A 13,384-nucleotide genomic window follows, 5' to 3' on the forward strand; every position below is an offset into this window, starting at 1 on the left:
ACCCGTCTGACACATCCCTTTCCTGGGCATGGTTACGGTGAGTAGTCGTCTCGTGACGTTCCTGGGGAGATGTTCATGCAGCTCTGGCTCGCCGTCGTCCTGGCCGCCGGTGTCCTGACCGCGCCCACCGGCGTCCTGTCCCCCTCGCCCGCCATCACCTCGGCGGGCGCCGTCACTTCGGCAGGGTTCGGGCTGCCTCCCGGAAGTGTCACGCAGCCGGGCGCCGTCGCGGGGCGGCAGGCGGACTTCGCCGCCGCCGCGCGCGAGTACGGCGTGCCGGAGAGCGTGCTGCTCGCGGTGGCGTACCTGGAGTCACGGTGGGACGCGAACGGCGGGCGGCCCAGCACGGCGGGCGGCTACGGGCCGATGCACCTGGTGGACGCGTTCCCCGGCGACGTCCGCACCCACGGGCACGCCGCCGCACCCGGGGAACCTGCCCTCGGGGACGCGCTCGGCGACCCCCGGGGCGATGACGCCCGCCCCATGTCGCCCGCGCTCACCGAAGCCCTGTCCCGCTCCGCGCTGCGCACCTCGGCGGAGCCGCCGCCCCGCACCACCCTGCCCGAGGCCGGCCGCCTGATCGGCGTCGAACCCGACCGGCTGCGCACCGACCCGGCCGCCAACATCCGCGCCGGCGCCGCCCTCCTCGCCTCCTACCAGTCACGTCCCAGCGCCGACCCCGCCGACTGGCACGCGGCCGTCGCCCGGTACGCGGGGACGGACGATCCGGTGGCGTCCCGGGCGTTCGCGGACGAGGTGTTCGCGGTCATGCGCGAAGGCGCCCAGCGCCGCACCGACGACGGCCATCTCGTACGCCTCGACCCGGTGCCCGGCCTGCCTGCGACGGGAGCCCCTCCCGGCACGGCGACCTCGCCCACCGGCCAGCAACCCGCCCCCGCCCCCGCTGGCACCGCCGACACTGGCACCGCGGGCAGCGGCACCGCCGCCGGCGCCGGCGCGCCCAGCGAGCAGGGGCCCGGCCACGCCGCCGCAGCGCCCGGCCAGCAGTCGCATGTCGCCACCTCCTCGCCGGCGAACCCGCAGCCGAGCACCGCGACCGCGCCCGGCGGCGGGCAGGAGCCGGGCCCCGCCACCGCACCAGCCGACCGGCAGCCGAGCGCCGCCGATTCCGCACCGGCGAACCCGCAGCCCGCCACCAGCGCCACTGGCACCGGGATCGCCCCCGCGACCGGCACCGGCACCGGCACCGGCACCGGCCGGAACGCCGGCTCCGGTGGTTCGGCGGGTGGTGGGGGGGAGGCCGGGGACGATCCGGCGGGCGGTATGGACGGGTGGCCCGAGGCGGAGTACGGCCTGCTGGAGGGAGCCGAGGGCGGTCTCGTGGACGGGGCGGACATCGATGCCTTGTGGGACAACGGGATCAACGGGATGAGCAGGGCGAACGGGCCGAAGGGGCAGGCGGCCACGTCCGGCCAGGTTGAGTGCCCCTCCTCGCTGACCTGCGAATGGATGCCCGCCGCGTACAAACGCTTCGGCAAGAAGAAGGACCGCGACTACGGCAACCACGACCACCTGTCCCGCAAGCGCGAGGTCGACTACATCGTCATCCACGACACGGAGGGCACCTACCAGGGCATCCCGAGCCTGATCCGCAACCCGAAGTACGTGAGCTGGCACTACACGATCCGCTCCAGGGACGGACATGTCGCCCAGCATGTGCCGACGAATGACATCGCCTGGCATGCGGGCAACTGGGACATCAACACCCGTTCGATCGGCATCGAGCACGAGGGTTACCTGGCGAAGGGCGGCGCCTGGTACACGGAGGCGATGTACCGGTCGTCGGCCAGGCTGGTGAAGTACCTGGCCGCCAAGCACCACATCCCGCTGAACCGGGCCCACATTCTCGGGCACGACAACGTCCCGGGCACGAGCCCGCAGACGGTGGCCGGCATGCACGAGGACCCGGGCCCGTACTGGGACTGGGAGCACTACTTCGAGCTCATGGGCAGGCCGTTCAGGCCGGTCAAGAACGGCGACTCGGTGATCATCCGCCCGTCGTACGCGTCCAACCGCCCGCACTTCACCGGTTGCGTGCCCGCCAAGGCCGCCCAGGCATGCCCGGCGCACGGGGCGTCCACCGTGTGGCTGCACAAGGCGCCGAGCCAGACCGCTCCCCTGGTGACCGACCTGGGCAAGCATCCGGGCAAGCCGAGCACGTACAGCGTGTACGACCACAGCGCCCGCGCCTCCACCGGCCAGCGCTTCGCCGTCGCGGCCCGGCAGGGCGACTGGACGGCGATCTGGTACCTGGGGCAGAAGGCGTGGTTCCACAACCCGGCCTCGAACCCGACCGCGATCCCGGCCAAGGGCCCGATGGTGACGCCGCTGTCGGGCGAGGTGAAGGTGTACGGGCGGGCGTACCCGGAGAAGTCCGCCTACAAGCGGGCCGCGTACCAGCCGCTGACCCCGCTGAAGTACCGGATCGGGCCTGGCCAGACGTACACGGTGGGTGACACCGTCACCGGCTCCTACTACGCCGCCAACGCGTTCTCGCCCGCCAAGCACGTCACCACCACCGGCAGGACCCGCTACCACCAGATCCAGCTCGGGCACCGGGTGATGTTCGTGATGGCGAAGGACGTGCGCCTGATCGGCTGAATTTCGCTCGCATTTCCCCCCACGGGCCGCGCAGTGCGCACGGGCACTCTCCGAAGACGATATGGTTTTCCCGTGGCCCGGCGCCGACGCCGGAGACTCACGCGGAAGTGGCTCAGTGGTAGAGCATCACCTTGCCAAGGTGAGGGTCGCGGGTTCGAATCCCGTCTTCCGCTCGGAGCAAGACTCCTGGTGGAGTGGCCGAGAGGCGAGGCAGCGGCCTGCAAAGCCGTCTACACGGGTTCAAATCCCGTCTCCACCTCGGCGATCTGCGGAGCCTCCGGGATCCGCTAAAGTAAGTGCGGCGCCATGCGGAAGTGGCTCAGTGGTAGAGCATCACCTTGCCAAGGTGAGGGTCGCGGGTTCGAATCCCGTCTTCCGCTCTGAGTTCACAACTCAACACGGACGATTAGCTCAGCGGGAGAGCGCTTCCCTGACACGGAAGAGGTCACTGGTTCAATCCCAGTATCGTCCACCACACTCCATGTGAGATCCGGTCGAACCGGAGTTATGGCCCCGGCTCACGGCACACGCCGAGGGTCTGGGGCTTCTTGTTGTTCCGGGTTGATCGCGGTTGCCGTCAGCACCGGTGCCGACGTTGTGCTGACCCCGCGACAGACACTTCTCCAGGCGAGGAGTTGACGTTCCCGGGCAAGGTGCCCGACCCGTGACGACGTCCGGGCACTGCGGCTCAGGCGTCGGCGGGCCTTCCAGGGACTCCTACGGCGTCGAGGACGAAGAGGGACCGTTCCGCAGGTGGCTCCTGGGCGAAACGGACGACCACCAGCGGCGCCAGTCCTGGTTGTCCTTCACTCCCGGATCGCCGGGGCACGGTCATCCAGCGGACTTTGATCAGCTCGCGGCATCAGCGGTATATGGGGCGGGCGATGGCTGGCCAGTGCGGCGAAGGCGGCGTTTCGCTCTGTCGGCCCATCATCTCGAACCCGCCTCCTCGATGGCGTCGCCCGGCCAAGCGCTGCGCCTGCGCCATTTCCCGGCCTCACCCTTTTCGCGGACACCGGCTGGCGCACGCTCGGGCAGTTCCTTGCGCGGGCCGGCCCCGTTCACAGCGTCATCCCGCCACCGGGCTCGCGGGCGTGGCCGCGAACAGCCCGCCGCAGGTCATCGCAGGGACCAGCGGGTCTGAGGGAGCGGTCGGGAGCCATCACGGCGTAGCGAGTCACGACATTCCGGAATCAACCACCGGGCCCCACCGCTCCACCTTTTCCAACAACTCTATTATACCACAAAAGGGAAAAATAGCATTTCGGCGTTGAATGGCGAATTTTCGCTATATTGATTGCCATGGCTGCCCGTGAAGCGAAATTCATCACGTCAGGGAATGTGCACCTGTGGAGCGAGCGGTTCGGCGAGCCGGCCGAACCGACCGTGCTCCTGATCATGGGGACCTCCACGCCGGGCCTGGGCTGGCCGGACGAGCTCGTGGACAGGCTCGTGTCCGGTGGGCGGCACGTCATCCGCTTCGACCATCGCGACACCGGCCGCTCCGACTGCGTCGATTTCGCCGCGCATCCGTACACGCTGGGCGACCTGGCCGGCGACGCCGTCGCCGTGCTGGACGCGTACGGCATCCCCGCCGCCCACATCGCAGGGGCCTCCCTCGGCGGCGCGATCGCGCAGTGGCTGGCCGTGCACCGGCCGGAACGGGTGCGGACGCTCACCTTGATCATGACGGGGCCCATGGGCGCGGACGCCGGCCCGGCCTGGGCGCGCGCCCTGTCGGGGCAGGAGCCCGACCCGGACGACCTGCCTCCACCGGCCGCGCGATTCCTCGACCACATCATGCGCTCGGCGGCCGTGCCGCGCACCACCTGCGAGGAGCACCTGGCCGCCGGCCTGGAGACCTGGCGGGTCCTGAACGGCGAGGCGCTCCCCTTCGACGAGGAGGCGGCGCGGCGGCTGGTCCAGGAGTCCTACGACGTCACGCGCGACCCCGCCGCCGCGGCCAACCACGACCTGGCCGGGCGCGCGATGACGGCCGACCGGCTGGTCCCGCTCTCCTCGGTCAAGGCTCCGACGCTGGTCGTCCACGGCACGGAGGACCCGCTGCGCCCGCTGCCGCACGGTGCGGCGGTGGCCGCGCGGATCCCGGGAGCGCGGTTGGAGACGATCCCGGGCATGGGGCACTCGTTCCTGTCGCCGGGGCTGCCGCGCCGGATCGCCGACCTCATCCTCCGGCACACCGCGGCCTGATGGAGTGCCGCGGCGCCTGCTCACGGCCGCTCATGCCTCCTCAGTGGCGGACGGGCTCGCCGTCGCCGGGCAGGCGCACGTCCGGGGCCTTGCCTTCCAGCAGCCGGAGCAGGTGGGCACGGCGTTCCGGCCACTCGGCGGCGATGATCGAGAACATCGCCGAGTCGCGCAGCAGGCCGTCCTCCCCCGGCGCCCACGACGGCGACCACTGGCGCAGCACCCCCTCGAACTGCGCGCCGACCTTCGCCAGCGCGGCCCGGGAGCGGGCGTTGCGGGCGTCGGTCTTCATGTCGACCCGAGCCACGCCCCACGTCTCGAAGGCGTGGCGGAGCAGCAGGAACTTGGCCTCGGTGTTCACCCCGGCGCCCTGCGCGGAGCCGGCGAGCCAGGTGAAGCCGATCTCGACCGCGCACAGCCGCTCGCCGTCCGGCCACAGGCGCGGGTCCCAGTAGGCGGTGACGCCGACCGCGCGGCCCGACGCCAGGTCCACCTGGGCGTACGGGGCGAGCCGGCCCTCCGCCTGCCGTCCGAGCTGCGCGTCGATGTACGAGGCGACCTCGTCGGCTCTCGGCACCCAGGTGAACGTGTACGCGCCGCGATCCTCCTCGGCGGCCACGGCCAGGTCGCGGGCGTGCTGGTGGCCCAGCGGCTCAAGGCGGACGCGCGTGCCTTCGAGCGCGGGCCCCGTAAGCTTGAATGTCATCGATACCTCCCCAAGGCGAGCATCCTCGCCGGGCTTCGAGGCAGGCGTCAACGGGGTTACACGGGTCCAGGTGCGGCGGTGAAAGCCTCCGGTCCGAGGGTCATCTCGGCCCTGTCCGTCTTCCCTCCTTGCGCGCCGGCCTTCGCCACGTCCGGCCCGGTCGCTTCGGATGGCGCCGGCCGGCATTGTGCATTCGTTGCAGGCGGAGTTATGTCGCCTTGTGCGAAGTTTTGGCTTCTGTGCGTGTATAGACCGTTTCGGAGCGGGTAGCGCCGATGCATTGGCTCCTCGGAGGGGGAAACCGTGGACATCAACATCGGCCAGGGCCTTTCAGATGCCTGGCGGCAAATAGCGACGTTCGTGCCCAGGCTGGTCGCGTTCCTGGTGATCCTGATCATCGGATGGATCGTGGCCAAGGCGCTGGAGAAGATCGTCGACAAGGTGCTCGAACGGGTCGGCTTCGACCGCGCGGTGGAGCGCAGCGGCGTGCGCCGCTGGCTCGAACGCAGCAAGTACGACGCCAGCGACCTGCTCGCGAAGATCGTGTTCTATGCGATCCTGCTGGTCACCCTGCAGATAGCCTTCAACGTCTTCGGCCCCAACCCGGTCTCGGCACTGCTGGCCGGCGTGGTCGGCTGGCTGCCCAAGGCCCTCGTGGCCATCGTGATCATCGTGGTGGCCGGGGCCGTGGCCAGGGCCGTCAAGGACATCGTGGACGGCATGCTCGGCGGGCTGTCGTACGGCCGCTGGGTGGGCACCGCCGCGGCGGTGTTCATCTGGGCGCTGGGCATCATCGCCGCGCTCAACCAGATCGGCGTGGCCACCACCGTGACGACGCCGGTGCTCGTCACGGTGCTCGCCACGATCGGGGCGATCGCGGCGATCGGCATCGGGGGCGGGCTCGTGCGGCCCATGCAGCAGCGGTGGGAGCGCTGGCTGGGTCGGATCGAGCAGGAGGCTCCGCAGGCCAGGGCGCACGCGGAGGCGTACCAGCGGGGGCGTGAGGACGCCCGGTCCATGACCGCGGAGACGGAGCCGATGCGGACGTCGTCCCCCGGCGGATCGCACCGCTCCGACCTGCCTCCCGGCTGAGCCTCCGGCCACCCCGCCCGCCGCGCCTGCCGGCACCGAAGCGGGACGGCGCGGTCAGGCGGGGCGGCCGTCCGGCAGAAGGCCGGGTGCGGTCAGGCGGGGTGGCCGTCGGCCAGGAGGTCGAGCTCGCGCGTCAGCCAGCACACCGCCGTCAGCCGCAGCGAAGCCGCGTCGGGCTCGCCGGTGAAGGCCCAGCCGCGGTGGCGCAGCTCGTCGAGGAAGCCCAGCAGGTAGTCGCCCAGCGTCTCGCGGTCGAGCGGGATGGCGTCACGCAGCACGGCGGCGTGCTGGTCGACCGCCGCCACCAGCCCCGGGTCGCCGGACATCCGGGCGAGCTGGGCGTCGCCCAGGGTGTGCATGAGCCAGCGCAGGGGCGAAGCCGCCCATCCCTCCTCGAAGACCACGCGCCAAGGTTAAGGCATCCTGCGAGGTCATCGGGCGCGCCGTCATCGGGCGCGCGGTCATCGGTCGAACGGCAGCCCCACGTAGTTCTCCGCCAGCGTCGTGGCCGCCGCCTCCGAGGAGGTCACGTAGTCGAGGTAGGACAGTTGCAGCTTGCGCGCGTACGGGTCGTCCTCCTCGAACGTGTGCAGCAGCGTCGTCATCCACCACGAGAAGTGCTGCGCCCGCCACACCCGCTTCAGGCACGCGTCGGAGTACCCGTCGAGCAGGCCGGTGGAGCCGTCCGCGAAGTAGGCGGCCAGCGCCTCGGTGAGCACGCGCACGTCGGCCACGGCCAGGTTGAGCCCCTTGGCGCCGGTGGGCGGGACGATGTGGGCGGCGTCGCCGGCCAGGTAGAGCCGCCCGTACTGCATGGGCTCGGCCACGAACCCGCGCATCGGCGTGATGCCCCGCTCCATGATCTCGCCGGTGGCCAGCGTGAAGCCGGGCACGGTCTCCAGCCGGGTGCGCAGCTCGGCCCAGATGCGCTCGTCCGTCCAGTCCTCGAGCCGGGCGTCGGCGGGGACTTGCAGGTAGAAGCGGCTGACGGTGGGCGAGCGCATGCTGTGCAGGGCGAAGCCGCGCTCGGTCCTGGCGTAGATCAGCTCCTCGGACGACGGCGCCACCCGGGCCAGGATGCCGAGCCAGGCGAAGGGATAATCGCGCTCGAAGACGCTCAGAACGCCCTCGGGGATGGCCGGCCGGGAGACGCCGTGGAAGCCGTCGCAGCCCGCGATGACATCGCAGTCGAGCCGCTCGCCGCCGAACGTGATGTACGGCTGCGACTCCAGCGCGTGCAGGGCCACGTCCTCGACCTCGAACCGCACGTCGCCGCCGGCCGCGAGCCGGGCCGCGATGAGGTCCTTGACCACTTCCTGCTGCCCGTACACGGTGATGGAGCGGCCGGGCACGAGCTTCTCGAACGGGATGCGGTGGCCCGCGCCGCCGTACCTGAGCTCGATGCCGTGGTGCGGCAGCCCCTCGCGCAGCATCCGCTCGCCGACGCCGGCTTCCACCAGCGTGTCCACCGTGCCCTGCTCCAGGACGCCGGCGCGGACGCGGCGCTCGACGTACTCGCGGCTGCGCTTCTCCAGCACCACGGAGGAGATGCCGCGCAGGTGGAGCAGGTGTGACAAGAGCAGTCCAGCGGGGCCTGCCCCGATGATCCCGACCTGAGTTCGCATGAGGGAAGCATCCAGCCTCGAGCGGGATTTGGCCGAGCCCCCTCTTCCGCTGAGTGGAAGAACGGTGCAGGATTGCGGCATGTCTGGCGGAGCCCGCGAGCCGGGGCGGTCGGTGACGTCCAAGGTCCTGGCCATATTGGGGGCGTTCGACGCGGCGCGCCCGCAGCTCACGCTCACCGAGCTGGCCGCGCGCAGCGGCGTGCCGCTGAGCACGGCGCACCGGCTGGTCGGCGAGCTTGAGGAGTGGCAGGCGCTCAGCCGCTCCCCCGACGGGCGGCTGCGGGTGGGGCCGCGGCTGTGGGAGCTGGGCCAGCTCGCCCCGAACCGGCTGCAGGAGCTGGCGCATCCGTGGCTCCAGGAGCTGTTCGGGTCAACCGGGGAGAACGTGCATCTCGCTGTCAGGGACGGCCTCGAGGTGCTGTACGTGGACAAGGTGTACGGGCGGCGGGCCGTGCCCATCGTGTCGAGGATCGGCGGCCGGCTGCCGATGCACCCGACGGGCGTCGGCAAGGCGCTGCTGGCGTACGAGCCGGACTGGTTCGTCACGTCCTATCTCGCGCGCAAGCTCGAACGGCCCACCTCGCACACGATCACCGAGCCGGGGCGGCTGGCCAGGGAGCTGGCGGCGGTGCGGGCGCAGGGATACGCGCTGACGTACGAGGAGATGACGCTCGGCTCGTGCTCGGCGGCGGCGCCGGTGCTGGTGGAGGGGCGGGCGGTGGCGGCGCTCGGCATCGTGCTGTCGTCGCGGCGGGCGCGCGAGCTGCCCCGCCTGGTGGAGCCGCTGCGCGCCGCCGCCGCCGGCATCGCCACCGCGTACGCGAGCCAGCGAGCCAGTCCCCCAGCTTGAGCTAGCCAGCCAGTCCCCCAGCTTGAGCTGGCGAGCTAGTCCCCCAGCTTCTGGATGCGGTCCTTGAAGAGGGTGGTCGCGATGGCCGCCTTGTGCGGCTGCCCCTTGAGGAACGCCTGGGCGAAGCTCTTGGCCTGGTCGTAGGAGACCTTGCCGGGCATGGGCGGCTCGTTCGGGTTGACGTCCACGTCCACGAGCGCCGGCCCGTCGTGGGACAGGGCCTGGCCGATCGCGTGGGCCACGTCCTCCGACTTGGTGACCTTGGCGCCGAAGCCGCCGCACGAGCGCGCCCAGGCCGAGAAGTCGGCCTCGGGCTGCGCGTAGCGCACGCCGTGCTCGGGGTAGCCGAGGACCATCTGCTCCCACAGGATCTGCCCGAGCGAGTTGTTGTTGTTGATGATCACCTTGACCGGCAGCCGGTGCTGCACCGCCGTCAGGAACTCGGCCATCAGCATCGAGAAGCCGCCGTCGCCGACGTAGGCGATGACCTGGCGGCCGGGATAGGCGTGCTGCATGGCGATCGCGTACGGCAGGCCGGGCGCCATCGTGGCCAGCGTGCCGGACAGGTAGAACTCGCGCCCGCCGCGGATCGTCCAGTGGCGGGCCGCCCAGGTGGCGATGGTGCCGCTGTCGCAGGTCATGATGGCGTCGTCGGTGGCGAGCTCGTCGATGATGGACATGACGTACTGCGGGGCGATGGGGTCGCGGTCGGGGTTCTCCAGGGCCTCCATGTCCGAGCGCCACTTGGCCATCATCTTCTGATATTTCGCCAGATGGCCGTTGCTCTCGCGCGGGTGCAGCAGCGGCAGCAGCGCCCGCAGCCCCTCCTTGGCGTCGCACACCACCGGCACGTCCGTCGCGATCCGCGCCCCCGCCCTGGTCGGGTCCGCCTCGAACTGCACCACCCGCGTGTCACGCACCTCGGGCAGGAACTTGGAGTAGGGGAAGTTGGTGCCCACCATGAACAGCACGTCCGCCTCGTCCATCAGCTCCTCGCTCGGGCGCGTGCCGAGCAGGCCGAGACCGCCCGTCGTGTACGGCGAGTCGTCGGGGATGACCGCCTTGCCCGGCAGCGTCTTGACGACGGGCGCCCCGAGCGCCTGCGCGACGGCCAGCACCTCCTCCCTGGCGTGCAGCGCGCCCTGCCCGACGAGCATGGCGGGCCGCTCGGCCCGGTTGAGCAGCTCGGCCGCCCATTCCACGTCCTCCTGCCGGGGCGCGCCGGACGGCTGCAGGTAGACGGGCGCCGTCTGCGGCGCGCGCACCGGCGCCACGCTCTTGTACGGGTCCGCCCCCGCCTCGGCCACCTGGATGTCGTTGGGCAGCGTGAGGTGGGAGACGCCGCGCCGCGCGTACGACGTCCGGATCGCCAGGTCCACCAGCGAGGGAAGCTGGGCCGGGTTGGTGACCATCATGTTGTACTCGGCCACGTCGGCGAAGAGCTTGTCCAGGTGCACCTCCTGCTGGTAGCCGGTGCCCAGCACGGACGTCTCCTGCATGCCCGTGATGGCCAGCACGGGCACGTGGTCGAGCTTGGCGTCGTAGAGGCCGTTCAGCAGGTGGATGCCGCCGGGCCCGGACGTGGCCAGGCAGACGCCGATGCGGCCGGTGGCCTTGGCGTAGCCGGTGGCCATGAAGGCGGCGGCCTCCTCGTGGTGGACGAGGACGAAGCGCACCCGGTCGCGGTGGCGCCGCAGCCCCTCCATGATGCCGTTGATGCCGTCGCCCGGCAGGCCGAAGACGGTGTCGACGCCCCATGCCGCGAGCCGTTCGATCAGGGATTCGGATGCGATTCGAGCCATGTGTGCGGCCCTACCCCGCTCGCCCGCCCGCAGACGCGGAAGCGGGATTCATTGACATTTCTCGAAATTGGCGGGTAGGGGACCCGGCATGCGCATTCTGGTCACGGGAGCCACCGGCACGCTGGGCGGCGCACTGGTGCCCGCGCTGCTCAAGGCGGGTCACGAGGTGCGGGCGCTGAGCCGTACCAAGAGGGACGGGCGCGGCAACGTCGAGTGGGTGTGGGGCGACCTGATCTCGGGCAACGGCGTCAGGGACGCCGTGGACGGCGTGGACGCCATCGCCCACCTGGCCACCAGCGGGCGCAGGGGGCGCGGCGCGGTGGACATCCCCGGCACCAGGACGCTGATGATCCTCGCGCACGCGGCCGGGGTGCCGCACGTGCTGTTCACCTCGATGGCCGGCGCCGACCGCGCGCCCTACGGGCATCTGCGGCACAAGCTGGAGGCCGAGCGGATCGTCGAGGAGAGCGGGCTCGGCTGGACGATCCTGCGCGCCACCCCGTTCCACCAGTGGCTGCACGAGCGGCTGCGCGCGCACGCGTCGCTGCCCGCGCTGCCCGTGGACCGCGCGCTGCCCTGGCAGCCGGTGCACACGGGCGAGGTCGCCACGCGCGCCGCCGCCCTGCTCAGCGCGGGGCCGACGCACCGGCGCCTCGAGTACGGCGGGCCGCAGGTCCTCGGCACCGAGGAGCTGGTCAGGACGTGGTTGCGCGCCACGGGGCTGCGCCGCCCCTGCCTGCCCGTCCGCTATCCGGGCCGCCTGTACGCCGCCCAGCGCGCCGGCCACCTCACCACCGACGCGGCGCCCAAGGGCGAGATCACCTGGCACGACTACCTGATGCCGCCCGCCCCGATCCTGTCGGACGACTTCGCCTCCGAGCACACCGCCTCCCCCACGAGCCCGGCCACCCAGCCGGAGCAGGACCCTGACCTGCGCGTATACGGGGGCGACGAGGGGTACGAACGCCCGACACGAAGCTAGCCGGACGTCCAGTTTTATTACACTTCGCCGCCTTGTTGCTTTCTGTCTGTTATTAGAAGATGTGTCCGGTGATGAGAGGCATCCCGCTGACCGAGGACTTCGCCAACGGCGGGGTCTCCTTCTGGTACCGGCAGATCGGCCTGCCCACCCGGCGGCCCGCGCTGCCCGGGCCGCGCACGTACGACGTCGCCATCGTCGGCGGCGGCTACACCGGCCTGTGGACCGCGTACTACCTGAAGCAGGCCGACCCCGGCCTGCGGATCGCGATCCTGGAGAAGGAGTTCGCCGGGTTCGGCGCGTCCGGGCGCAACGGCGGCTGGCTGTCGGCCGAGTTCGCCGGCTCGCGAAAGCGGCACGCCAAGGCACGCGGGCGGCAGGCCATGATCGACCTGCAACACGCCATGTTCCGCTCCGTGGACGAGGTCATCGAGGTCACCCGCGCCGAAGGCATCGACGCCGACGTCCACAAGGGCGGGCTCATCCACGTCGCCACCAACCCCGCCCAGCGCCGCCGCCTGCGCGCCGGCGTCGCCGACCTGCGCGCCTGGGGCTACGGCGAGGACGACGTACGGCTGCTCGACCGCGACGAGCAGCGCGAACGCGTCCAGGTCGCCGGGGCCCTCGAAGCGTCGTACTCGCCCCACTGCGCCCGCATCCAGCCCGCCAAGCTCGCCGTCGGGCTCGCCGCCGCCGTCGAACGCCTCGGCGTCGACATCTACGAGGACACCACCGTCACCGAGATCCGGCCCCGCCACCAGGGCCTCGCCGCCGCCGTCACCGCCCGCGGCATCGTCTCCGCCGAGTACGTCATCCGCGCCACCGAAGGCTTCACCGCCAGCCTCGCCGGCCAGCACCGCCAATGGCTGCCCATGAACAGCTCCATGATCATCACCGAGCCGCTGCCCGCCGACGTGTGGAAACACATCGGCTGGCAGGGCAACGAACTCCTGGAGGACGAGGCCCACGCCTACGTCTACGCCCAGCGCACCGCCGACGACCGCATCGCCATCGGCGGGCGCGGCGTCCCCTACCGCTTCGGCTCCCGCACCGACCGCCGCGGCGCCACCCAGGCCCAGACCGTCGCCCTCCTGTGGCGCATGCTCGTCACGCTCTTCCCCGCCGCCGCCGACGTCCGCGTCCAGCACGCCTGGTGCGGAGTGCTGGGCGTGCCCCGCGACTGGTGCTCCACCGTCCACCTCGACCACGCCAGCGGTCTCGGCTGGGCCGGCGGCTACGTCGGCAGCGGCGTCACCACCACCAACCTGGCCGGCCGCACCCTACGCGACCTGCTCCTCCGCCGCGACACCCCGCTGACGGGGCTGCCGTGGGTGGGGCGCCAGGTGCGGCAGTGGGAGCCGGAGCCACTGCGGTGGGTGGGGGTACAGCTCATCTACGCGCTGTTCCGCGCCGCCGACCGCAACGAGAACGAACGCTTGGCCACGACCTCGGCGTACGCACACCTCGCGAACCTCATCTCCGGCCGCTGACCTGAGCACG

10 protein-coding genes and 4 tRNA genes are annotated in these 13,384 nt (G+C 71.6%); 10 read left to right on the top strand and 4 right to left on the bottom strand.

The window, feature by feature from the left end; genetic code table 11:
* The first annotated feature begins 75 nt into the window (after window positions 1-75).
* The 6 genes from HCN51_RS05785 to HCN51_RS05810 all read left to right on the top strand — a co-directional run bounded on the left by HCN51_RS05785 (window position 76) and on the right by HCN51_RS05810 (window position 4,833).
* Window positions 76-2,622, top strand: a complete 2,547-nt coding sequence (locus HCN51_RS05785) for an N-acetylmuramoyl-L-alanine amidase (protein WP_240972500.1) — start codon at window positions 76-78, stop codon at window positions 2,620-2,622.
* A 101-nt stretch (window positions 2,623-2,723) separates the two neighbouring features.
* Window positions 2,724-2,795, top strand: a tRNA-Gly gene (locus HCN51_RS05790).
* Between the two features lie 15 nt (window positions 2,796-2,810).
* A tRNA-Cys gene (locus HCN51_RS05795) sits at window positions 2,811-2,881 on the top strand.
* A gap of 49 nt (window positions 2,882-2,930) precedes the next feature.
* Window positions 2,931-3,002 (top strand) — tRNA-Gly (locus HCN51_RS05800).
* A 20-nt stretch (window positions 3,003-3,022) separates the two neighbouring features.
* Window positions 3,023-3,097, top strand: a tRNA-Val gene (locus HCN51_RS05805).
* 827 nt (window positions 3,098-3,924) lie between these two features.
* Window positions 3,925-4,833 (top strand): alpha/beta fold hydrolase, encoded by a 909-nt coding sequence (locus HCN51_RS05810; RefSeq protein ID WP_168007586.1) that lies wholly within the window; start codon window positions 3,925-3,927, stop codon window positions 4,831-4,833.
* Between the two features lie 40 nt (window positions 4,834-4,873).
* Here the strand turns inward: HCN51_RS05810 and HCN51_RS05815 are convergent, their stop codons facing one another.
* Window positions 4,874-5,536 (bottom strand): GNAT family N-acetyltransferase, encoded by a 663-nt coding sequence (locus HCN51_RS05815; protein WP_168007588.1) that lies wholly within the window; start codon window positions 5,534-5,536, stop codon window positions 4,874-4,876.
* A 309-nt stretch (window positions 5,537-5,845) separates the two neighbouring features.
* Between HCN51_RS05815 and HCN51_RS05820 the strand changes: the two genes are divergently transcribed.
* On the top strand, window positions 5,846-6,628 hold the full coding sequence (locus tag HCN51_RS05820; RefSeq protein ID WP_168008024.1) for a mechanosensitive ion channel family protein: 783 nt from the start codon (window positions 5,846-5,848) through the stop codon (window positions 6,626-6,628).
* A gap of 92 nt (window positions 6,629-6,720) precedes the next feature.
* On the opposite strand, the gene HCN51_RS05825 is transcribed toward HCN51_RS05820, so the two are convergent.
* Both HCN51_RS05825 and HCN51_RS05830 read right to left on the bottom strand, forming a co-directional pair.
* Entirely contained in the window at window positions 6,721-7,032 is a 312-nt protein-coding gene (locus tag HCN51_RS05825) for a DUF6401 family natural product biosynthesis protein (RefSeq protein ID WP_230465969.1), read from the bottom strand.
* 57 nt (window positions 7,033-7,089) lie between these two features.
* Window positions 7,090-8,253, bottom strand: a complete 1,164-nt coding sequence (locus HCN51_RS05830) for a 4-hydroxybenzoate 3-monooxygenase (protein ID WP_168007590.1) — start codon at window positions 8,251-8,253, stop codon at window positions 7,090-7,092.
* 79 nt (window positions 8,254-8,332) lie between these two features.
* Between HCN51_RS05830 and HCN51_RS05835 the strand changes: the two genes are divergently transcribed.
* Window positions 8,333-9,103 (top strand): IclR family transcriptional regulator, encoded by a 771-nt coding sequence (locus HCN51_RS05835; protein WP_168007592.1) that lies wholly within the window; start codon window positions 8,333-8,335, stop codon window positions 9,101-9,103.
* 35 nt (window positions 9,104-9,138) lie between these two features.
* Here HCN51_RS05835 and HCN51_RS05840 read toward each other — a convergent pair whose 3' ends face one another.
* Window positions 9,139-10,905: a thiamine pyrophosphate-dependent enzyme gene (locus tag HCN51_RS05840; protein WP_168007594.1), complete on the bottom strand. Its 1,767-nt coding sequence runs from the start codon at window positions 10,903-10,905 to the stop codon at window positions 9,139-9,141.
* A gap of 88 nt (window positions 10,906-10,993) precedes the next feature.
* Between HCN51_RS05840 and HCN51_RS05845 the strand changes: the two genes are divergently transcribed.
* The gene (locus HCN51_RS05845) at window positions 10,994-11,887 is read left to right on the top strand and encodes an SDR family oxidoreductase (RefSeq protein WP_168007596.1); all 894 of its coding nucleotides are present in this window, start codon (window positions 10,994-10,996) and stop codon (window positions 11,885-11,887) included.
* 71 nt (window positions 11,888-11,958) lie between these two features.
* Window positions 11,959-13,374 carry an NAD(P)/FAD-dependent oxidoreductase gene (locus tag HCN51_RS05850; protein ID WP_168008026.1) on the top strand — a complete coding sequence of 472 codons (1,416 nt, stop codon included), beginning with the start codon at window positions 11,959-11,961 and terminating at the stop codon, window positions 13,372-13,374.
* Window positions 13,375-13,384 lie beyond the last annotated feature (10 nt).

Source organism: Nonomuraea composti (assembly GCF_012034275.1).
GTDB classification, from domain to species: domain Bacteria; phylum Actinomycetota; class Actinomycetes; order Streptosporangiales; family Streptosporangiaceae; genus Nonomuraea; species Nonomuraea composti.

Bases quoted from the DNA above. Each gene is read 5' to 3' on its own strand.
- HCN51_RS05785 (WP_240972500.1), top strand. From the start codon at position 76: ATGCAGCTCTGGCTCGCCGTCGTCCTGGCCGCCGGTGTCCTGACCGCG.
- HCN51_RS05810 (WP_168007586.1), top strand. From the start codon at position 3,925: ATGGCTGCCCGTGAAGCGAAATTCATCACGTCAGGGAATGTGCACCTG.
- HCN51_RS05815 (WP_168007588.1), bottom strand. From the start codon at position 5,536: ATGACATTCAAGCTTACGGGGCCCGCGCTCGAAGGCACGCGCGTCCGC.
- HCN51_RS05830 (WP_168007590.1), bottom strand. From the start codon at position 8,253: ATGCGAACTCAGGTCGGGATCATCGGGGCAGGCCCCGCTGGACTGCTC.
- HCN51_RS05835 (WP_168007592.1), top strand. From the start codon at position 8,333: ATGTCTGGCGGAGCCCGCGAGCCGGGGCGGTCGGTGACGTCCAAGGTC.
- HCN51_RS05840 (WP_168007594.1), bottom strand. From the start codon at position 10,905: ATGGCTCGAATCGCATCCGAATCCCTGATCGAACGGCTCGCGGCATGG.
- HCN51_RS05845 (WP_168007596.1), top strand. From the start codon at position 10,994: ATGCGCATTCTGGTCACGGGAGCCACCGGCACGCTGGGCGGCGCACTG.
- HCN51_RS05850 (WP_168008026.1), top strand. From the start codon at position 11,959: ATGAGAGGCATCCCGCTGACCGAGGACTTCGCCAACGGCGGGGTCTCC.